Raw genomic sequence first — 23,234 nt, 5'->3', positions numbered from 1 at the left:
CATTTATGTATATTCAATTCCAACCGTTCAAATTCAAACTTGATAATGTTAAAATAAATGTTGTAAAAGAGATAGACGTCAAAACGGATGTCAAATTAGAGGAGCCAGGGGGAAGGCCAGTCATGTCCAGAACAGATTACCCAAAAGAAATGGCTAAACCTCTGCTTCCGCTGCGTGAAGCAATGGAGCAGACAGGGGACCATACGGCTGTACAGGCTTTAACGGATTTAATCAGCAAGGCGGAAATGAAACATCTGACGATTGCGTTCTGTGGTCACTTCTCTGCAGGCAAATCGAGTCTCATCAACAGTTTATGCGGTAAGCGGGTGTTGCCTTCAAGCCCTGTGCCAACAAGTGCGAATGTGGTGTCTATACGTAATGGTAAGCCGAGAGCGCTTATTTATACATCTGCAAACGTAAGCGCTGACAATAGTGCAGGAACACTTGAAGTCTCTCCAGAGGAATTGGAGGCGTATTGCAAAAATGGCGGAGCGTACAGCTCGATTGAGGTATGGGATGATATACCGCTGCTGAAAGATGATGCTGTTCTGCTGGATACACCAGGCGTGGACTCAACAGATCGCGGGCACAGTCTCGCGACCCATTCTGCACTGCATCTGGCGGATGTGGTGTTCTATGTCATGGACTATAATCATGTTCAGTCCGAGACAAACCTTTCATTTGCCAAGAGTCTGTCGGATTGGGGCAAACCGTTGTTTCTGATCGTGAACCAGATCGACAAGCATCGGGAGCGTGAGCTTTCTTTTGAAAAATATACCGAAGGTGTAGAAGCTATATTTGCGGCCTGGGAAGTCAGATATGACGGACTGTTGTTTACTTCCCTTCGTGACAAGGAGCATCGCTATAACCAGTGGGATGATATTCCGGAACTCATTGGACACATGATGCAAGAGAAGGAAGCATTAATCACGCACAGTTTGGCAAGTTCGGCCAGTCATGTAACGGAGCAACATCTGACAAGACAAGCGGAGAAACGTGAAGAAGAAGAGAATTCCCTCCTGGATGAGATTGGTGGCAAGGAAGGAATTGAACGCTTGGAACGAGAGCTAGAGCTTCTTGATCAACAAGCAGCAGACATTCGTAACGGGCCTTCGCGAGTGCGCGAGAAATTCCGGGCAGAGCTGGAACCTCTTCTGGCCAATGCAAATCTCACACCTGCGGATATTCGTGCGTCTGCTGCTGGCTATTTGGATAGCCGCAAACCAGGTTTCAGGGTAGGTTTATTGTTCTCAGGTGGCAAAACCGAGCAGGAGAAACAACGCCGCGCTTCTGAGCTGGTCAGACTGCTACAGGATCAGACTTCCGGACAAGTGGAGGTACATATTCGCACAATGCTCAGGCAGCTGGGTGAATCCCATCAACTATGGGGGGCGGAGTGGGAGCAGGCGCTCAATACGGAACTGCCTGCTGTAGATGAAGCGCTATTGGAGATGAAACGCAGTGCCAGTGCAGAGGTGTCACCCGAGTATGTGATCCAGTTCAGCAAAGATGTGCGGGGCGAGATTGAGGCCCGCTATCGCAGGTCGGCCATGATGCTGGCCGACCGCATGCTGGAGGCGCTGGCAGCGCGAGGCGAAGCCGCGCTCCTTGCGCTGAACGCCAGCCGCGCAGCGCTGCTGGCGCAATCCGCGGCGGCGGCGCGCTACACTGCGCTCCAGCGCAGCGCCGCCGCAGAAGCAGCAGGGCTGCGCAGCCTGCTGCCCCATGCGGGCCCCCTACCCTCCGGGATATTGCCGGAGGTGAAGGGCCCGCACGTGCCCGCGGTGCCTGAACCGGGCGAAGCTCCCGGTTCGCATGCGGGCACGTCAACGTCTGTGGCTGCGCAGCCACAGACGCCAGAGGCACCGCCAGCGCAGCGCGCAGTCGCGGCGGCGGTGCCAGGGCCAACGGCGGCGGCTGGTGCTGAACGCCGCCGACGCCTGGACGCAGCAGCGGCACGGCTCGAAGCCGCTGCTGCGCTGGTGGAGCCGTACCCCGCCATGGGGTCGGCGGTACGGGATCTGCGTGCACGCGCGGCTTCGCTTGCGGGCGGCACGTTCACACTGGCGCTGTTCGGAGCATTCAGCGCCGGCAAATCCTCCTTCGCCAACGCGTTGCTGGGCGAAGCCGTACTACCCGTCTCGCCGCATCCAACGACAGCGGCGATTAACCGGATTATGGCTCCTGCCGGGGGCGCGGAGCATGGTACAGCCCGGGTCCGGATGAAGACCCGGGACGCCTTCCAGGAAGATCTGGGCTATTCCTTCCGATTGCTCGGACTGGGTGAGCCTGGAACCGAGTGGCAGAAGCGAGTTAAATCGCTCTCACCACAGGATGTACATCCGGCGGGACGCCCGCATTACAGCTTTTTGCAGGCGGCGGCAGCCGGTTGGGAAGAGACAGCGGATCAGTTAGGTCAGGATGTGCTGGTGGATCTGGATGGTTATCGTAACTTTGTTGCGAACGAGAAGAAGTCCTGTTTTGTGGACAGTATCGATCTGTATTACAGCTGTGATGTAACTGAACAAGGCATTGTGTTGGTGGACACACCAGGAGCAGACTCTGTGAATGCTCGTCATACGGGTGTAACCTTCAATTATATGAAGAATGCGGATGCACTCATTTTCGTAACGTATTACAACCATGCGTTCTCCCAAGGAGATCGCCAGTTCCTGAACCAGTTGGGACGTGTCAAAGATAGTTCTGCCATGGATCAGATGTTCTTTGTCGTGAATGCCAGTGATTTGTCTTCCTCCGAGGAAGAACTGGAGCAGGTTCTCGATCATGTGAGCACTCAACTACGCAGTAATGGAATTCGGGCACCACGACTCTTCCCGGTATCCAGTATACTGGCGATGGAAGGTAAGATGGGCGGAGATTCGAACCTGCTGGAGCAATCCGGATTTAACCGGTTTGAGGAAGAGTTCAACCAATTTGCAGGCAGAGAATTAGCCGATCTTGCCGTCGGTGGTGCTTCCGAAGAGATGGCACGTGTCATTCAGCGGCTGAAGAAGCGTGCCGAGGATGCAGCTCAGGGTGAGGAAGCATTGCAGCAGCGGCGGGATGAACTGGAGACCATTCAGGGACAGTCACGCCAGCGCATACAGCGACTTGCAGAGCGATCCATGAAGGAAGAATTGTCACAGGAAACAGCAGAATTGCTGTTCCATGTGCGGCAGCGACTTGCCTATCGTCTTGGTCTATTTATGGCAGAAGCATTCCATCCATCCGTACTTCGAGAGGATCGGGGCAATCTGAAGACGGCTTTTGCAGCCTGTGGACGTGAACTGTTGCGCATGATTGCCATTGAATTGGAGCAGGAATTGCTTGCGACAACCCTCAGACTTGAACAGGCAGGGCAGACCTGGCTGATGAAGCAAGTTACGGAATGTATAGACGAGGTGAGACAGTTATCTGGGGGTGTAGATGTATCACTGCCATTGAACGAACGTTGGACTACACCTGTGCTTGAAGAGGTTCGTCTGGAAGAACCGTCTGGATGGAAAAGCTATTTGAATTACTTCCGTAATCCGAAACAGTTCTTTGAAGGGGACGGACGTCAGCGATTACAGGAGGCACTTGATCCAGTCCTCAAACAGATGATCATTGAAGTTCTTCCTGCTGCGCAAGACAAGCTGATTCAGTTTTATGACAACCAGCTTCGTCAATCCTTGCAACACCAATCCTCTCAGTTGGAAGAACGTCTGGACGAGGCGGTGAGCGGAATTCAAGATACGCTGGAGAGCGGAATTCCTGCCGAGCAATGGTCGAGCTTGTCTGTACAACTGGAACAGATGGAACGCAGTTAAATTCGCGGTATAACGCGTATTCTCTGGAAGTCTTTGTAAAACAAAATGAATGATACAGCAACAGATTGAAAATGTTGCGTAAACCAACCGAAAAAGGCTCCTGCCGAAAAGGCATACAGGGAGCCTTTTTTTGGTACGAACAACCTGAAATAAAGAGAATATTCAAACATTTGATTGAAAGGTGGGCATTTACCTTCGTTAATGCGTCAATAAGCTGAAAGCAGGCAGAATATGGTCTGTTATTCGCTTTGCCGCGAATGGGGTACGGTGATAAACTTCATAAATGTTCATAGTATTTTTGAACGACATAAGAGGAGGAGAAACATGGATGTTCTTAGGCAACTGCAAACCTTTTTTTGGGAAAAGCGAACGTATTTATTTGTATCAATCTTGTTCCTCGCCTTAGCGACCGCACTTGGGTTGGTGTATCCGTACATGCTGAGGATACTGATTGATGACATTATTGTTCCGCGCACTTTTGAAGACGTTCCCATAATTGCCTTGACTGTGTTAGGTGTAGTTATTTTGAAAGCGGGAATGCAGTTTTTACATGGCTTTTACGGAGGACGCTTGGGTAACTTCCTGGCGTACAGACTTCGTAACGCATGTTACGAAAAGCTTCAATTTTTATCCTTCCGTTATTATGATACGGCCAAGACAGGTGATCTGATGTCCCGCCTCACGGGAGATTTGGAAGCCATCCGTAACTTTATCGGATTTGGTTTCGCCCAGATTCTCAACATGGTTTTGATGGTCGTATTCGGCGCAATCATGATGATGACCATGAGTTGGCAGCTTACGCTGTTCACGCTCATATGCATCCCATTACTTGCCTTCGTTGCGCTGAGATTCGAATCCAAAATTCACCCTGCGTTTCAGGAGATGCGGCTGGCGCTCAGTTCACTGACGACAGCGGTACAGGAGAATATCACTGGCGTACGTACGGTAAAATCCTTTGCACGTGAGCCTTATGAAGTGGAGAAATTCTCCACACGCAATGAACGTTACAAGACAAATCAGATTCATGCCGCAACATTGTGGAGTCGCTACTTTCCGATCATGGAGATTCTTGCTTCGGTAAGCATCGTGCTGTTGCTGGTGATCGGTGGAAGAATGGTTATACAGAAGACGCTGACACTCGGTGAACTCGTTGCCTTTTTCAGTTTGATCTGGTACATAATCGGTCCAATGTGGAACCTTGGGTTCCATATCAACAACTATACGCAATCCAAAGCTTCAGGTGAACGGGTGCTCGAACTGCTCAATACACCAGTGGATGTGGAAGAAACGCAAGATCCGGTCATTGTGGAGGCAGACCAGGTGAACGGCCATGTTACGTTTGAATCCGTTACCTTTGCCTACGGCAACAAAATGCCAGCGGTAACCGATATTAACTTTGATGCTGCACCTGGTTCTGTAATCGGTTTCCTCGGGGGAACAGGTTCAGGTAAATCAACCATCATTCAGCTTCTGATGCGTGCATATAACGTCAACTCGGGAACGATCAAGCTGGATGGCAAAAACATCAAAGACATAGGCATCCGGAGTTTGCGGAGTCAGATCGCTTCTGTTTTCCAGGAAACATTCCTGTTCTCATCCAGTATTCGCAATAATATTTCATACGGACTTAAGAACGTCACCACGGATGAGATTATCCGTGCAGCCAAACTGGCCAAGGCTCATGACTTCATTATGGAGTTCCCGGACGGATATGACACGGTGGTTGGTGAACGCGGCATGGGATTGTCGGGTGGACAGAAACAGCGGATTGCGATCGCGAGGGCTTTGCTGAAAAATCCGAAAATCCTGGTACTTGATGATGCAACCAGCGCCGTGGATATGGAGACGGAACATGAGATTCAATCCGGTTTCCAGGAAGTCATGCGAGGCAGAACGACATTTATTATTGCACACCGGATTTCTTCTCTGCGGCACGCAGACGAGATTTTGGTGCTGGATGAAGGTCGCGTGGTACAACGTGGCAAACATACCGAACTCATTGAAGTGCCTGGACCGTACCAGGATGTTTATAAAATTCAATATGCAGATTATATTGCCCGCGGTAAGCGGGAGGCTGGGGAGCAGGTGAATTCATGAGTGCCGAAACGATAGCAGACAGGCGCGAGGCCAAAGGCGCCTCTGAGAAGAAACTGAATGAACGATTTGTATATCAGGACGATGAAATCATTGAAAAACCGTTTAACTGGAAAGAATTCGGACGTTTGTTTGCATACATGAAACCTTATGCGAAACAACTGTTACCACTCGTTATTCTAATGATGATCTTGGGTACCATTACGAAATTGTCCGTACCATTTTTGATCAGTCTGGCGATTGACCGGGCCATCGCACCGGCAAATGGGTTGCCGAGTATGACTATGCTTTATCTTATTGCAGGCTCCATATTCGTGTTGTATCTCATTCAATGGGCTGCCAATACGTACCGGATCAAACTGACCAACATTATCGGGCAGCGCGTTATTTATGATCTACGCTCGGATCTGTTCAAGCATATCCAGAAGCTGTCCTTTAACTTTTTTGACAAAAGACCGGCAGGTTCCGTACTGGTACGGGTTACGAATGATATTAACTCCCTTCAGGATCTGTTTACGAACGGTGCAGTTAACGTCATGATCGACTGCGTACAGCTGCTCGGGATCATTGTGATCTTGCTGTTGATTAACTGGAAACTGGGGCTTGCCGTAATCATTACGGTGCCGATCATGTTTATTATCTCGACCAAACTGCGGGTGCTGATCCGCCGTGCTTGGCAGGATGTGCGCATGAAGAACTCCCGGATTAACTCCCACTTGAATGAATCCATTCAGGGGATTCGAGTGACTCAGGCTTATACACAGGAAAAAGAGAACATGAAATACTTTGACAACATGAACCTGTCCAGCAAAAAGTCATGGGATAAAGCGTCAGCGATGAACCAGGGCTTCGGACCTCTGATTGAGATTACCGGTGGATTTGGTACATTAATTCTCTTCTGGTTTGGTGCCTATCTGATTCAAGAAGGTCAGTTGACTGTGGGGTTGCTTGTCGCTTTTGCCAACTATGTCGGCAACTTCTGGGACCCAATCAACCGTCTGGGACAGATGTACAATCAGCTACTGGTTGCGATGGCGTCATCGGAGCGTATCTTCGAATTCATGGATGAAAAGCCAAGTATCGCAGATAAACCAGGTGCGAAGCCACTTCCTTCTATTAAAGGAGATATCGCATTCGAAAATGTTGTGTTCGAATACGAGAAAGGCAGACAGGCGCTGAAAGGAATCAGCTTCTCGGCGGCTGCGGGACAATCGATTGCGCTTGTTGGTCATACGGGCTCAGGTAAAAGTACGATCATCAATCTGATCAGCCGTTTCTATGATATATCCGGCGGACGTCTCACCATTGACGGACAGGATGTACGGGATGTAACGGTAGAGAGTTTACGCAGCCAGATCAGTATTGTATTGCAGGATACCTTCATCTTCTCGGGTACCATTCGTGACAATATTCGATTTGGACGATTGGATGCAACCAATGAAGAGGTGGAAGACGCGGCAAAAGCAGTTAATGCGCATGAGTTCATCATGAAACTGCCTGGCGGATATGATACCGAAGTAGAGGAACGCGGGAACGTATTATCCATGGGACAACGACAATTGTTATCCTTTGCCCGTGCGCTCCTTGCTAATCCGCGCATATTGATTCTGGATGAAGCTACAGCCAGCATTGACACCGAAACAGAGCTGAAAATTCAGGAAGCGTTGAAGGTACTGTTGCAGGGAAGAACGTCCTTTATGGTCGCTCACCGTCTCTCAACTATCCGTAATGCAGATAACATTATTGTCCTGGATCATGGTGAAATTAAAGAAGAAGGCAACCATGAGCAGCTGATTCAAAAACAAGGCGTTTATAATGGATTAATAGAAGCTCAATACCGATTTTTGTAATGAACTTCTTGGATGCCCGTGAAGCGTCTGAACACATATGAACTTATAACACTCTGGCGTTCCATAGCCTGATCCTTCAATAATAAGTGCATCTTATTCATTGAAGACAGGTTAGAGGATAGCTGGAGTGTTTTTTTTATTCGTTAGTGTGGTATGTTATATTTTTGAAGAATGAAATCAATACAATCGTTCATGGCTGGAGGAAGATCAATGCAGATGCACAACAGCGAAATAAAATCAGAGCATTTTGATCACCTGGATCATATGAACTTTAGGCTCATTAATGTAAGTTATACGAGTGGTCCTGCGACGGAGTGGCTTCTGAGGAAACACTTCATTGAAACATACATGTTGTTATTTGTAGCCAGTGGACAAGGATGGTTAAAGATCGATGGGAGTTTCATCGAATTAAAGGCGGGAGGACTGTACGTAGGCTTCCCAGGGCAGCTGGTTGAGGCGAATGTGCATTCGTTGGATGAACGAGGCTTGTATCACATGAACTTTGATGTCATGTACGCAATGGAGCAGGAGGGTGAAACAGCCCTGGATATAATGAAACAACTTTTGCGTAATGAAGTGAATGGTGAGGTCACCTCATCTTCACCCGTTGCTGTTGGCGTGATCTGTCAGATGATTTACCATCATACATTGAAGAAGGATGGCTTGCAACGGTACTATGGTCAGATTCGTTTTCAGGAACTGTTGTATACCATGTTTTACGACGGAGCTTATGCAGAAAAGACAGATCTCACTTCACCGATTGAACATGTTAAAGCCTATATGGAGCAGAATTATGCGAAGAGATTAACCATCGAGGAATTAGCAATTGTTGCACGAATGAGCCCGCGTCATTTCATGCGTTTGTTCAAGAAAAGATATGGCTGTAGTCCAGTGGACTATTTAACCTTTTATCGAATCAAACAAGCCCAGATCTTAATGAGAAATGATCATAGTCATCGACTCAAGGATGTGGCATCATACGTGGGTTATCAGGATGAGACGTATTTCCGGCGTAAATTCAAGCAAATCTCCGGCATTCCACCGGCAGCGTTTATACGTAATAGCAAGCAAAAAATTGCTGCGGTTCATTCTGTGAGCATTGGCATACTGCTTGCATTGCAGATCATTCCATGTGCCGCGCCGGCAAGTCATCCATGGACATACTATTACCGACGTAAATATGAAACGGACAAAGTTATGCCACTCGCAGAGGGGGAGACCATCTGGCTGGAACAGCTTCTATTAGTTAAACCTGATTATATTATTACTGCTGGCACGGAGTCTGAGACTTTACAAAGTCAGCTTCATTCCATTGCTCCTGTGTGTGACCTCCCGTGGGGAAAAGGCGATTGGAGAGAACATTTGAGATATGTTGCAAGCTTTTTGGACAGGTCGGATATTGCAGAGGTATGGCTTCAAAGATATGAAGAGAAGGCAATGATCATTAAGAACCAGCTTGCGGATTTCATACGAAAAGACAGTCTGGTTGTCCTGAAAGTATATGGCGAAGAATTGCAGATGTTAGGTCCAAGGAGCATTGCTTCCGTTTTTTACGTGGATATGCAAATGGAGGGTCCCGAAGGAATTGAGACTTATTGGGAACGGGGCACAGTGACCATGAAAGAGCTGTGTGTTCTCAACGTTGAAAGAATATTATTGATTGTGGGTGATGACGAGACATCCAGGCAAACATGGGTGGATGTGCGGAAGTCGGAAGAGTGGATAAAGTTAATGGCGGTACAGAATGGCAGAATGGATATTCTTTTGTCGAGCGTCCTGCTGGACTACACTGCATTTACCCATGAGCTTATGTTGGATGAAATATTAAAGCTATGGCAAGATCGTCCATAGCAAAAAGTCTGAATAGTCAATATCATGCCAGATCATATTTTATTATACTACTCCTATATCTTAGTGATAATGATAATTATTATTGATTAGACATTGTCATATATTAATGACCTATAGGGGGTACATACAGAATGAGATTCAGATGGTTAACCGTAATATGCACAATGATGTTGATGCTCGTTATTGCTGCTTGTGGGGCAGCAGGCAAAGAAGCATCCCCGGGCGAGGGACAAGAAGCGGGTACCGCCAATGCTTCAACAACAGAAGCAAGTCAGGTGAAGAAAGTGAACACGGAAATGGGAGAAGTTGAAATTCCGGCCAATCCACAAAAAATAGTTGGTTTGTCCGTTGTATATCCAGAGTTTTTATATTCACTTGGCATCGTACCCATTGCCGTACAGAACTACCATGAGGATTTTCCTTCTTACTTGCAAGAGCCATTTGCAATCACGATGAAAATGGGAATAGGAAGAACGCCTAACTTTGAAGCCCTGATGGAGGCAGAGCCGGATTTAATTATCGCTCCTGACTGGTGGTCTAAAAAGGACTATGATCAACTTACTTTGATTGCACCTACCGTACTTTTGCCACAGCGTGATGATTGGCGCGATGAACTGCGGGATATGGCCAAAATTTTGGACAAAGAAGAACAGGCAGAAAAGGTAATTCAGGATTTGGTAGCAAAGGAGAAGATAGCTGCTGACAAATTGCACAATCTGATTGGTGAGGAGACGGTTCTCTACATTAGAGTGATGGAAAAAGAAATCGTACTTCATGGGGAGAATCTCGACCGAGGAAACTTTGTCCACAAACGATTGGGAATGAAGCCACTTCCTAATTTCCCGAAAGATCAAACTGCCATGTCCGTATCCTTGGAAGTACTGCCTGAATACGATGCAGATCATCTGATTGTTCAGTTGGATGATGAGACCAATCCGGAAATTAAAAAGAAATTTGAAGATATGTTATCGACATCGTTATGGAAAAATCTGAAAGCTGTTAAACAGGACCATGTTTACATGGTGGGTGGTAAAGAATGGTTCAATCTGGGAATGTCTCCGCTTGCCGACGAATATGTCATTGACGATATTGTGAGTGCTTTTGAAGAAAAAAACAAATAAAGCATCTGCATCTGTTAGATGAATCTCTTATTCATAACTCAATTAACAGGGGGTGTTTACAATGAATGAAGAAGATATCTATGATGTAACCATCATTGGAGGCGGCCCTGCCGGCATGTATGCAGCTTTTTATGCAGGGATGCGTGATATGAAAGTCAAAATCATTGATGGTAAAGACCGACTTGGTGGTTTTCTACATACCTATTCGGAAAAAACAATTTGGGATGTAGGTGGCCTGCCGCCTATGAAATGTTCGAAGTTGATCGAATGGCTTGTTCAGCAAGCGAATACGTTTAATCCAACGGTCGTATTGAATTGCAAGGTGGAAAGGTTCACTCGATTGGATAACGGAATATGGAGTATGTACACCGCTGGAGGCGAGATACATTATACACGTACGATCATTGTCGCGGTAGGCCGTGGTATCGCAGAGATTCAGAAGCTGGAGCTTCAGGAGCCGATTGAACATGAGCAAGAGAATCTTCATTACACCGTGCAAAATCCAGAACATTTCGCTGGGAAGCGTGTACTCATTTCGGGTGGAGGCAACAGTGCTGTAGACTGGGCCATTGAACTTGCTCAACTTGCTCGCAGTGTAGTCGTAATCCACCGGAATAATGAGTTTCGTGCAATGGAACGGAATGTCAGTGAGATGAACAACATAACAGATGTGAGAACACCATATAGCATCACGCAGCTTCATAATCATGGTAAGCGAATCCAGCAGGTTGTGATTACGCATATGGAAAGTCAGGACAATGTAGTGTTGCAAGTGGATGAAGTCGTCATTAATCACGGATATAAAAGCAATCTAAGTGATCTTGCCAGTTGTGGTTTAGAAATGAACGATGGAATGGTTCTAATGAGCCACCATGCACAGACGAGTCTTCCGGGTGTTTTTGCAGCAGGGGACTGTGCGACCCACGAGAGCAAAGTTAGACTCATTGCAGGAGCCTTCAATGATGCGATCGTGGCAGTCAATAGTGCCAAACAATATATGACGCCAGACGCACCCAAGATGGCTTATGTTTCTTCCCATAATGAAATCTTCAGAGAAAAAAATCGACAAATCCCAAGTCTTTAAACTTGGGATTTGTTTGCGTATTTCGATTCGCTTGCGTATTAAAGTTTGCTCTTTTAACATTTCCTTAATTTTGGGAGGAATGGAAGGAGTATCGAATCTGTGAGCGGTAATTGTAAAATTTGATCGAAAAAACACAAAAAATCTTGTAAAATTCACAAGAAAAATAGGGAGCACTCTTGCAATCTTTAACCAAAACCCCGAAAATAGAGAGACAGATATAGAAGATTTCTCTTTGGGAGGATTGGAAAGAACATGTGGGGTGCTCCTTTTACGGCTCAAGCCAAAAAAATGCTGCTACTAGGCAGTGGAGAATTGGGAAAAGAGGTCGTTATTGAGGCCCAACGACTGGGAGTAGAGACGATCGCTGTTGATCGTTATGAGAACGCACCTGCGATGCAGGTCGCGCACCGGTCTTACTGCATCGACATGCTGGATGCTGAAGCTTTGAAACAATTGATCCGTAAAGAAAAACCTCATTACATCGTACCTGAGATTGAAGCTATTGCAACAGAAGCTTTACTGGAGCTTGAGGAAGAGGGATTTTGTGTAGTGCCTACTGCTCGAGCTGCACGTTTAACGATGGATCGCGAAGGCATCCGTCGCCTTGCAGCCGAACAATTGAAACTTCCGACAGCTGACTACCTTTTTGCGGACAACCTGGAACAACTTCAGGAAGCCGTACGTGAGCTTGGCACACCTTGTGTCATTAAACCATTGATGAGTTCTTCCGGCAAAGGGCAGAGTGTATGCCGAACACCGGGCGACGTGGAGGATTGCTGGAACATTGCTCTTTCGGGGGCTCGTGGCAAATCCGTTCGTGTTATCGTGGAGAGCTTTGTGCAATTTGACAGTGAGATTACATTACTTACCGTTAGGTCTGTATCAGGCACCGTATTCTGTCCTCCGATTGGCCATATTCAGAAGGATGGGGATTATGTCGAATCCTGGCAACCTCATGCAATGACTCCTGAACAATGGGAGCAGGCTTGTCATATTGCCAAATCCGTTACGGATGAACTTGGCGGTTATGGACTGTTTGGAGTGGAATTATTCCTGACTCCGGATGGTGTTGTGTTTAGCGAGGTATCTCCTCGTCCGCATGACACAGGCATGGTTACAATGGTGACGCAAGACAGTTCCGAGTTTGCGCTGCATGTACGTGCAATTCTTGGTTTTCCGGTCACAGGTGTACATCTGTTGACACCGGGAGCTTCAGCAACGCTGAAGGCTAATGATGAAACATCTGACTTTACTGTAGGCGGGATTGAAGAAGCACTGGCTCTTCCTCGTACTCAGATTCGTGTATTTGGCAAACCTGAGACCAAAGTAGGACGCCGAATGGCTGTAGCCCTAAGTGCTGGCCAAGATGTGGAAGAAGCTCGTAAAACGGCGGTGCAAGCCGCTAATATGCTGAAAGTGGAGGTAAATCATGTCCAATAATGTTGAGGCCCCTGTACTGATGATCCGAGAGTGTGAACTGCGAGATGCTGAAGCGGTAACGGGATTGATGCGAGAGGTCAGCTATCCGACAACAGCCAATGTCATGAAAGAACGCATTGAATGTTTGGAAACCAATCCAAATGCGTGCATGCTTGTTGCCGAAGTGGATGAACAAATTATTGGTGTGATTGGCTTGCAATGTGTGCAAAATCATGCCTATCCAGAACCTGCCGCACAAATTACTTCTCTAATCGTAGGTCAGGAACATCGTGGTGGTGGAATTGGCCGTCGTCTGATGGCTCGTGCTGAAGATTGGGGCAGACAGCAAGGTGGTAAACAACTGTTTGTCACGGGTGCAAACCGTGAAGTGACTTCAACAACGTACTCTTTTTATGAGCACATTGGTTTTCAGAAGAGAGGCTATCGGTTCAGTAAAGTTCTTCTATAGTATATAAAGGTTTTTTTATAGCATGAAAATTCTCATTATATCCTGATCTGCACCTTCTGGTGTCGTGAATGATAAATAGATGGTGAAGTGGCATTCGACTAGCAATTTTAGTCTGAATGTCTTTTTTTTATGCTTTTATAGGCAGATAGATTCATGCAGAATAAGCCATCAGGGCGTGTTTGAAACACTTTAAAAATGACAAAAAAGTTACTTTTCCATATTTTACGGGTTCACAACCTCCTGTTGAATTGATATACTGCTAGAGTATTAATTACAAAGTTGTAATAACTAATCTTAAGGAGATGAATGAATTTGAAAAAGAAATGGATGAAAACTGTCGTAACGAGTAGTCTGACAGCCGTACTGGCCGTAGGGGTTATGCTTCCTGCTTCCGCGTCTGCTGCAGATTCAACATATAAGACTATCACAACGTACAAAATTACAAGTACAGACAGCTTGAAAGCTTATATTGAGAAATGGCTCAAACAAAATGGATACACCGTATCCGACGGGCAAATTGTAGAAAAGCCTGCTACGCAGCCTGATCAAACTACTAAACCCGCTGAGCCGACAACAAAACCAACTCAACCGACAACGAAACCATCTCAGCCAACAACAAAACCTGCTGAGCCAACAACTAAGCCTGAACAACCGACTAAACCAGCACAACCAACTCAAGAAGAAAAACCAGCAACTACACCGGCTAAAGATCCTTCGAACACAGGTAACAATACAAGTAATAGCGGTAGCGAAAGCACACAATCTGACTTCGCAACTCAAGTTGTAAAGCTTGTGAACGCTGAGCGTGCCAAAGCAGGTCTGAGCGCCTTGTCTTCGGATGCCCTTCTGGACAAAGTAGCTGTAGCCAAAGTAAAAGATATGAGCAACAATAACTATTTTGATCACCAGTCACCAACATATGGTTCTCCGTTTGATATGATGAAACAATTCGGAGTAACTTACAGCTATGCAGGTGAGAACATTGCCAAAGGACAAAAAACACCGCAGGAAGTTGTTACAGCCTGGATGAATAGTGAAGGCCACCGTGCCAATATTCTGAGCAAAAACTTTACGCATATCGGTGTAGGTTACTTCAATGGATACTGGGCTCAAGAGTTTATCGGTAAATAAGCACTTTATAATGAAATAAATGTAGATTTGTTTTGCAAAAGGTTATGCCAACACAGTTGAAATCTGTGTGTGGCATAACCTTTTTTCCGTAAAATGACATATACAAAATGAATTTTGCGAATGTGGCGCCAAAATTTGCAAATTAACGACAGAACATTTATGTTATTTAGGAATAGCCTCATTAAGGCGTGTCTGAAAACTCCGAAGGAAGCGGATTTTCAGACACGCCTTAATGTAAAGTCATAGTCATTATAAATTATAAAGCACCCGGACTGGTGTACATGAGCGGAGATGTGATGATGAAAAAGAAAAAAAGCCTTGATTCAGCACCATGGATCTGGAGAACTGTCAGTACAGTATCCATCTTGGCAACCTTGTTGTTGTTATTTGGATTTGGATACGCCATAAAAGACGTCATTTTTCCCGAGGGAGATTCTGCGTTAACTACAGGTCAGGAGACAACTGCACCACCTAAGAATAACGAGGGGCAGACCGCTGTCGTGGAAGATGGCAAGATTCGGATGGCTGTCATCGGCGATTCCCTTGCAAGAGGTACAGGGGATGATGAAGGACTTGGCTTCGTGAGACGTGCAGGGAATCTGCTCAAGGATAAAGGATATGACGTTCAGGTTCTTAATAATCTGGGTGTTAATGGTTTGAGAACAGACGCTTTATTGACAAAACTGGATGAGCAAGGTGTGCGTTACGTACTACAGCAATCCAATTTTATTTTACTCTCGATCGGCGCGAATGATCTGTTCCAAGGAGGACAAGTTCTACAGGGGGAAGATCCGCCAACAGCAGAGCAATTGGCAGCGGCTTTGCCGGAAACGTCGAAACGCCTTCAAGAGATATTGAAGAAAGTAAAAGAAATCAATCCTGATGCACAGATTGCGTACATAGGGTTGTACAATCCGTTTGGTGATGTGAAGGAACTGGAGAAACCGGGTAATGCCGTTGTTGCTGCATGGAACGATGCTGCGCTTGCTATTTTGAACAATGAGGACAAGATGACACTGGTCCCTACATTCGATTTATTTGAAAATCATCTGGGGGAGTACCTCTCTTCAGATCATTTCCATCCCAACGGACAAGGTTATGAGCAAATTGCAGTTCGGATTGCACAGGAATTTCAGGCGGATACACCGGCAGAAGGGAGCGGAAATTAAATGGCAGAGCAGCAGTATGATTCCGTCCTATCGGTACAGAATCTGAAAAAGCGGATCGGACGCAAGTGGATTATTAAGGACGTTACATTTGACGTAAAACCTGGTGAAATCTTCGGATTTCTTGGACCCAACGGTGCTGGGAAAACAACGACGATACGGATGCTGGTCGATCTGATCAAACCGACAGAAGGTAAAATTAAAGTCTGTGGTTATGATGTAAATCGGGACCCTGAACGTGCTTTGAAGTATGTAGGCTCCATTGTTGAGAATCCCGAGGTATATACATATCTGACCGGGTGGGAGAACTTGGAGCATTTTGCACGCATGCAACCAGGTGTGGACAACGAGCGGATTCAGGAAGTCGTGGATATTGTTCGATTGGATCAGCGCATTCATGATAAAGTCAGAACATACTCACTAGGTATGCGTCAACGGCTCGGTATTGCGCAAGCTTTGCTTGGGCGTCCGCGTCTGCTCATTCTGGATGAACCGACGAATGGCCTTGATCCAAAAGGCATTAAGGAACTTCGTGTCTTTATTAAGCAACTTGCCAGTGAAGGTATGGCTGTATTTGTCAGCAGTCACCTGTTAAGTGAGATTCAGCTTCTCTGTGACAGAGTAGCCATTATCAGTGCTGGACGTGTGCTTGCCGTTGGAGGAGTTAGCGAGCTGATTGAAGATCATTCCAAGCTGGCTATCTGGCACGTTTCACCACTGGACCAAGGCAAAAAGATGTTGCAGGATGCAGGAATTGCTCTAGTAGGTCGACCAGCGGATGTGATGGATGATACCATTGTTGCGGGCCTTGGTCCCAACGCTGCGGTTGCCGAGATGCATGAAGATCGAATTCCTGATATGGTGCAACAGATGGTTCAAGCTGGTGTACAGGTTGAAGGGGTACAGCGGATTCAGCCTACGCTCGAACAACTATTCTTAAAAATGACAGAAGGTGAATCCATTGAATAATATCATGCCGCTGATTCGCAATGAAACGATTAAGATGGTGAAGAAAAAACGGCTTTATATTATATTTATTGTACTTGCGATCCTCGTACCGATGTTTACGTATGCCCAGATGAAATCTGCGGAGAATAATCGGGATAAGTTTGGCGGCGATTGGCGGCTTGAACTGCAACAGGCCATCACTGACAACCAAAACTCGCTCGGAAGCGATCGGGTACCTGAAGAATATAAGAAATATAGAACAGTGTATATCCAACAGATGCAATACTATCTCGAAAATGACATCAATCCCAAAGAGCCGGGTGGTGTTACCTTTACGCGGGAGTTCATGAACAATGCAGTTGGATTGTTTATTCCACTGTTAATCATGGCTATTGCTTCGGATCTTGTTTCAGGTGAACGTACGACAGGTACGATTAAAATGCTTTTAACGCGTCCGGTTAGACGCTGGAAAGTGCTTCTGAGCAAATTAATTACGCTGATTATGTTTGTTTCCATCATAGTGGTATCAGCCTACATTATATGTTATGTCATATCGGGTGCGGTCTTTGGCTACAAAGGCTTCAACATGCCAATCTTCACAGGATTCAAGGTTGTGGGAACTGATGTCGATATGTCGGCAGTGCATGCTGTAGACCAGTGGTTGTATATGCTTATGCAGGCAGGACTGATCTGGTTTGTGAGTGTAATTGTGGCTATGCTTGCATTTATGGTCTCTGTGCTTGTGCGCAGTACTGCTGCAAGTATCGTTATCATGATGGCCGCTCTGATTGCAGGAACAATCTTGACCAGCATGGCTGCATCCTGGCAGACAGCAAAGTATCTGTTCATGGTTAACCTTGAACTTCCTAATTATTTGTCTGGTGGATTACCGCCAATCGAGGGGATGAATTTAGGTTTTTCCCTTATTGTGCTTAGTGTTTGGGGCGTTGCTTCACTCATTGTGTCATTCCTTGTCTTTACGAAACGGGATATCTTGAATTAAAATGGACAAGGATAAGAAAACATCTGTTTGCATTTTAGGCATTTTTTTAGTTGCAAGTTAAGAAGGGGGAGCATGAATGGTCGAGCAAATCGATATGTCGGCAGGTTCGACAGGCGGAGGACAGGGGTCTTCAGGCTACGACGCGGACGACATTCAAGTACTTGAAGGGTTGGTAGCGGTACGGAAACGGCCGGGGATGTACATCGGCAGCACCAGCACTTCAGGTCTACATCATTTGGTATGGGAAATAGTGGACAACGCTGTCGACGAACATCTCGCCAAATTCTGCTCCAAAATCGATATCACGCTGCATAAGGACGGTTCTATTACGGTTCAGGATAACGGAAGGGGAATTCCGACAGGTATACATAAAACAGGGATTCCTACTCCCCAGGTCGTGTTTACGATTTTGCACGCAGGCGGAAAGTTCGGTGGATCAGGATACAAAAAATCCGGCGGTTTGCACGGTGTAGGTGCGTCAGTTACAAACGCATTGTCCGAATGGCTTGAAGTCGAGATTTTCCGTGATGGCAAGATTCATCGTCAGCGATTCGAGTATTGGCAGGACAAAAAAGGGATTGAACATGTCGGAGAACCGGTATCCGGTCTCGAAGTGTTGGGCAATACCAATCGGACAGGTACTAAAGTTACATTCAAACCGGATATTCGGGTGTTCCAGAACGGCATTCAGTTCAATTATGATACACTGGCAGAACGTCTTCAGGAGATTGCTTTTCTGAATTCGGGTCTGAGAATTGTGCTCAAGGACGAACGTTCGGGCAATCAGGATGAATACATGTATGAAGGCGGAGCAAGCCAGTTTGTTGCTTTTCTTAACGAAAATAAAGACGTACTGCATGACGTCATTCACTTCTATGCGGAGAAGGATGACATCGAAGTCGAAGTAGCGATCCAGTATAACGCAGGCTATACCGAAACGCTGGCTTCGTTCGTGAACTCGATCCCTACTCGGGGTGGCGGTACTCATGAGACCGGATTCAGGGCTGCGTATACCCGTGTAATGAATGACTACGCGCGGCGTACCAGCATGATCAAGGAAAAAGATAAAAACCTCGAAGGCAATGATTTGCGTGAAGGTATGATGGCCGTCATCAGTGTCAAAATGTCTGAGGTTGAGTTCGTAGGTCAGACGAAGGATCAGCTCGGTAGCGCTTCCGCTCGAAGTGCAGTGGATTCGGTCGTGTCTGAGAATATTCAAAGGTTCCTGGAAGAAAACCCGCAGGTAGCGCAGACGTTAATTCGTAAAGCGGTTCAAGCGTCGAGAGCCAGAGAAGCAGCCCGCAAAGCACGTGATGATATGCGTACAGGCAAAAAACGCAGCGAAAGTTCCAACTTGAACGGCAAGCTGACACCGGCGCAATCGAAGGATTTTACCCGAAATGAGTTATTTATTGTCGAAGGTGATTCCGCAGGAGGTTCTGCCAAACAGGGACGCGACTCGAAGATTCAGGCTATTTTGCCCCTCAAGGGAAAACCGCTCAATCCGGAAAAATCAAAGCTGGCCGATATTCTCAAAAATGAAGAATACCGTGCGATTACAGCGGCGATCGGGGCGGGCATTGGAACCGAATTTGCAGTTGAAGACAGCAATTATTCCAAAATTATCATTATGACCGATGCTGATACGGACGGTGCGCATATTCAGGTGCTGTTGTTAACCTTCTTTTATCGTTATATGAAGCCATTAATTGATGCAGGCAAAGTATATATCGCTCAGCCGCCACTGTACAAACTTACTCGTAAGTCTGGTAAGCTTGCGAGCGTTCGATATGCATGGACGGATGAAGAACTGGCGAATTATATGAAGGAATTCGGTAATAATGTTGAGCTTCAACGTTATAAAGGGCTTGGTGAGATGAATCCGGATCAACTATGGGAGACAACGATGAATCCGGAAACTCGTGCAATGCTGAAGGTACAGATTGTTGATGCAGCCAAAGCAGAACGTCGTGTATCTACGCTCATGGGTGATAAGGTTGATCCGCGTAAACGCTGGATTGTAGAGAACGTCGACTTTACAGAGTACGAAGAATAGAAGGTGCTTGGAATGAGTCCATCAGAACAATTTATGCCGGCCTTTCTCGAAGAGGTCGTAGGGGACCGTTTCGGTCGCTACTCCAAATATATTATTCAGGATCGAGCCATTCCCGACGTACGGGATGGGTTGAAGCCTGTACAACGGCGTATTCTGTACGCTATGTACGATTCAGGTAATACGCCTGACAAGACTTACCGCAAGTCTGCCAAAACCGTTGGGGACGTAATGGGTAATTATCATCCTCATGGTGACTCCTCAATCTATGAGGGTATGGTGCGGATGGCACAGCCATGGAAAATGGGCCATATGCTCGTGGACGGTCATGGTAACTGGGGATCACAGGATGATGACCCGGCAGCGGCGATGCGGTATACGGAGGCCCGTTTGTCGCCCATCGCGATGGAGATGCTTCGCGATATCGAGAAACGGACCGTTCTGTTTAAGGATAATTTTGATAATACGGCCAAAGAACCGGTTGTATTGCCATCCCGTTATCCGAACTTGCTGGTGAATGGCGTCAGCGGAATTTCCTCGGGATTTGCAACGGAGATTCCTACGCACAATTTGCGTGAAGTCATTGATGCTTCCATCGCTGTGATGGAGAAACCGTCCATTGAGCTGGACGAGATCATGATGTTCATGAAGGGTCCTGACTTTCCTACAGGCGGATTGATTATGGGCGGCGACGGTATTCTGGATGCTTATCGCACAGGTAAAGGACGGATCTATATCCGTTCCAAAACCGAGATTGAAAACATGCGCGGTGGCAAACAGCAAATCGTCATTACCGAGATCCCTTATCAGGTCGTGAAATCCCGTCTGGTTACAGCGATGGAAAACATTCGACTTGAGAAGAAGGTTGAAGGTATTGCCGAAGTGCGTGATGAGAGTGGACGTGAAGGTCTGCGAATTGTGGTTGAGCTGAAAAAAGAAGCGGACGCACAAGGTATTTTGGCTTATTTGCTGAAGAAAACGGACCTGCAGGTCACTTATAACTTCAATATGGTTGCGATTGTGAATAAAGCACCTCAGCAATTGGGATTGAAATCAATCCTGGAGGCTTACATTGCCCATCAGCGGGAAGTTGTAACATTCCGTACCCGGTTTGAGCTGGAGAAAGCGGAAGACCGTGCACATGTGTTAGAGGGCTTGGTAAAGGCTCTTAACATCCTCGACGAGGTCATTGCAGCGATCAAAGCGTCGAAGAACCGTCAGGATGCTCAAAACAACCTGATGTGGATGTTTGGATTCACGGAACGCCAAGCGGATTCCATCCTTACTTTGCAATTGTACCGTTTGACGAATCTGGAGATTAATTCTCTGGAGAAGGAACTCGGTGAACTGATGAAAAAGATTGCGCAATTACGTTCCATTCTAGATAGTGACCGCAAGCTCATCGGAGTCATCCGCAAAGAATTGATGGAGATTCGTGAGAAATATGGTATAGACCGTCGTTCTGCGATTCAGGGTGAAGTAGAAGAACTCAAGGTTAATCTCGAAGTACTTGTGAATGCGGAAGATGTATTTGTTACGTTATCCAAAGAGGGATACGTGAAACGTACAGGCATGCAGTCCTTTACACGTTCTGGTGGTGAACGGAGCGGAAGTGGTGTGAAGGACGGCGATTATATCGCTCAGGTTCTCGAAGTTAATACGCTTGAGAACTTGCTTGTCTTTACGAGGAAAGGTCAGTATTTCCTGTTACCTGTTCACCAGGTACCTGAATTCAAGTGGAAAGACCCGGGCACAGCAATTGTGAACGTGATTCCACTTGCGAAAGATGACCGTATTGCAAGTGTTCTTGCTGTGAAATCCTTTGAAGAGCCGAATCACAGTCTGGTCTTCGTCACGCGAAGAGGACAGGTGAAACGAACGGAACTGAAGGATTACGTGACCAAGCGTTCCGGTGCAGTTGCGGCTTGTAAAGTGGGCAAGGACGATGAGGTGTTATCTGTACATCTAAGTACAGGTGGTCAAGATATTATGCTGATCACGAAAGAAGCCATGGCAATTCGTTTCCGAGAGGATGAAGTCAATCCAATGGGACGTGTATCAGGTGGTGTTCGTGGTATTCAGTTAAGAGATACAGATGAAGTTGTATCGGCTCTATGGGTAGATGGAGATGAAGGTGAAGTTGCCGTGTTATCCGATCTGGGATATGGTAAACGATCATTACTTCTGGATTACGCTATACAGAGCCGTGGAGGCAAAGGGCTTGCTACATTCGAGTTCAAGGAAGGCAAACGCGTGAAACCGAATGGTAGCCGCATTGTTGGCGCGTTTTATTGTAAAGAGCAACGTAATATTACCGTCATGACCAAGGAAGGCCAAGTGGCTCCGATATCATCGGAAGGTGTTCCGATCACCGAGCGCAAACATATTGGCAAGCTACTCGTTCATGTGGACAAACAGGACGAAATCATTGAACTTCTAAGGGACTTTAATGAGAATCAACCAGCATCATCTTCATAAAAACAAAAAAACGAGACTTTTCGCAGAGCAGCTAATCCTGTCATGCGAAGAGTCTTTTTTTGTTGTTCAAAGGCGGATTAGAAGAGGGCATTCATGCGAAGTTTAACAACCTTCGTCGATTACGGTCGATCGCTAGGAAATTGAAAAAAGGCAGCAGGAATGCGGCTTTGGAGCGCGAAAACTTAAGCAGGTGAAGTGATAACCGGTTGCAGAGAGGAGCGATGTAAGATGTATAATTCCGATTTTGCCAAGTGCTGGTCCAGACTAACCAAAGATTATAAATTGCACATGGATCAAGAGCTGGCACCCTCATTGACGGAGGCTCAGCTGGCTGTTCTGGAGGTGCTTGAGGATCATCAGAAGATGAAACCTTCAGATCTGATCCCTTTTCTGGCGACGACGCCAGCTGCCGTAACTATGCTGCTCGATCGTATGGAGAAGAACGATCTGATTCGCAGGAATCGGGATAATCAAGATCGACGCATTGTATGGGTATCTCTATCCGACAAAGGGAGAATGGAGACAGAGCGTGGCATCACCATCCGCAATGAATTCATGAATTCCGTTCTCAGTAACATTTCGATGCACAATCAACAACTGCTGGTATATCTGTTAGGCAAAATGACAACGCCCAAGACCAAAGAGCCTGCATTATCGACTTCGGTATGATACCATGTTGATTTTTCTGAACAACCACAGGTGTGCCTGCTCGTTTCATGCAGGAGTCCTGTGGTTATTTTATTTGAAAAATACATATG

15 protein-coding genes are annotated in these 23,234 nt (G+C 46.5%); all 15 read left to right on the top strand.

Features of this window, described 5'->3' with window-relative positions:
- The first annotated feature begins 122 nt into the window (after positions 1-122).
- Positions 123-3,809, top strand: coding sequence for a dynamin family protein (locus PAHA3_RS13075; protein WP_062835133.1), 3,687 nt, complete (start codon positions 123-125; stop codon positions 3,807-3,809).
- 324 nt (positions 3,810-4,133) lie between these two features.
- Positions 4,134-5,906: an ABC transporter ATP-binding protein gene (locus tag PAHA3_RS13070; RefSeq protein ID WP_062835132.1), complete on the top strand. Its 1,773-nt coding sequence runs from the start codon at positions 4,134-4,136 to the stop codon at positions 5,904-5,906.
- Positions 5,903-7,753: an ABC transporter ATP-binding protein gene (locus PAHA3_RS13065; RefSeq protein ID WP_062835131.1), complete on the top strand. Its 1,851-nt coding sequence runs from the start codon at positions 5,903-5,905 to the stop codon at positions 7,751-7,753. Before PAHA3_RS13070 ends, PAHA3_RS13065 begins: the two co-directional genes overlap by 4 nt.
- Positions 7,754-7,963: 210 nt before the next feature.
- Positions 7,964-9,604 carry an AraC family transcriptional regulator gene (locus PAHA3_RS13060; RefSeq protein WP_062835130.1) on the top strand — a complete coding sequence of 547 codons (1,641 nt, stop codon included), beginning with the start codon at positions 7,964-7,966 and terminating at the stop codon, positions 9,602-9,604.
- 131 nt (positions 9,605-9,735) lie between these two features.
- Positions 9,736-10,725, top strand: coding sequence for an ABC transporter substrate-binding protein (locus tag PAHA3_RS13055; RefSeq protein ID WP_062835129.1), 990 nt, complete (start codon positions 9,736-9,738; stop codon positions 10,723-10,725).
- Between the two features lie 61 nt (positions 10,726-10,786).
- Positions 10,787-11,809 (top strand): NAD(P)/FAD-dependent oxidoreductase, encoded by a 1,023-nt coding sequence (locus tag PAHA3_RS13050; RefSeq protein ID WP_062835128.1) that lies wholly within the window; start codon positions 10,787-10,789, stop codon positions 11,807-11,809.
- A gap of 252 nt (positions 11,810-12,061) precedes the next feature.
- A complete protein-coding gene (gene purT / locus PAHA3_RS13045; protein ID WP_062835127.1) occupies positions 12,062-13,249 on the top strand; it encodes a formate-dependent phosphoribosylglycinamide formyltransferase in 1,188 nt (395 codons plus the stop codon).
- Positions 13,239-13,697: a GNAT family N-acetyltransferase gene (locus PAHA3_RS13040; protein WP_062835126.1), complete on the top strand. Its 459-nt coding sequence runs from the start codon at positions 13,239-13,241 to the stop codon at positions 13,695-13,697. Before purT ends, PAHA3_RS13040 begins: the two co-directional genes overlap by 11 nt.
- A gap of 312 nt (positions 13,698-14,009) precedes the next feature.
- Positions 14,010-14,828 carry a CAP domain-containing protein gene (locus PAHA3_RS13035; protein ID WP_062835125.1) on the top strand — a complete coding sequence of 273 codons (819 nt, stop codon included), beginning with the start codon at positions 14,010-14,012 and terminating at the stop codon, positions 14,826-14,828.
- Between the two features lie 299 nt (positions 14,829-15,127).
- Positions 15,128-15,997: a GDSL-type esterase/lipase family protein gene (locus PAHA3_RS13030; protein WP_062835124.1), complete on the top strand. Its 870-nt coding sequence runs from the start codon at positions 15,128-15,130 to the stop codon at positions 15,995-15,997.
- The gene (locus tag PAHA3_RS13025; protein WP_062835123.1) at positions 15,998-16,963 is read left to right on the top strand and encodes an ABC transporter ATP-binding protein; all 966 of its coding nucleotides are present in this window, start codon (positions 15,998-16,000) and stop codon (positions 16,961-16,963) included. It begins immediately after the preceding gene.
- Entirely contained in the window at positions 16,956-17,945 is a 990-nt protein-coding gene (locus PAHA3_RS13020) for an ABC transporter permease (RefSeq protein WP_062835122.1), read from the top strand. The genes PAHA3_RS13025 and PAHA3_RS13020 overlap by 8 nt, the downstream gene beginning before the upstream one ends.
- 76 nt (positions 17,946-18,021) lie before the next feature.
- The gene (gene parE / locus PAHA3_RS13015; protein ID WP_062835121.1) at positions 18,022-20,001 is read left to right on the top strand and encodes a DNA topoisomerase IV subunit B; all 1,980 of its coding nucleotides are present in this window, start codon (positions 18,022-18,024) and stop codon (positions 19,999-20,001) included.
- A 12-nt stretch (positions 20,002-20,013) separates the two neighbouring features.
- Positions 20,014-22,476, top strand: a complete 2,463-nt coding sequence (gene gyrA, locus PAHA3_RS13010) for a DNA gyrase subunit A (RefSeq protein WP_062835120.1) — start codon at positions 20,014-20,016, stop codon at positions 22,474-22,476.
- A 228-nt stretch (positions 22,477-22,704) separates the two neighbouring features.
- A complete protein-coding gene (locus PAHA3_RS13005) occupies positions 22,705-23,145 on the top strand; it encodes a MarR family winged helix-turn-helix transcriptional regulator (RefSeq protein WP_062835119.1) in 441 nt (146 codons plus the stop codon).
- Positions 23,146-23,234: the final 89 nt, after the last annotated feature.

Origin of the sequence: Paenibacillus amylolyticus (assembly GCF_001570725.1) — a bacterium.
Lineage (GTDB): Bacteria > Bacillota > Bacilli > Paenibacillales > Paenibacillaceae > Paenibacillus > Paenibacillus amylolyticus_A.
Note: the sequence above shows the minus strand (reverse complement) of the source record. Positions and strands in the feature narration are given on the sequence as shown.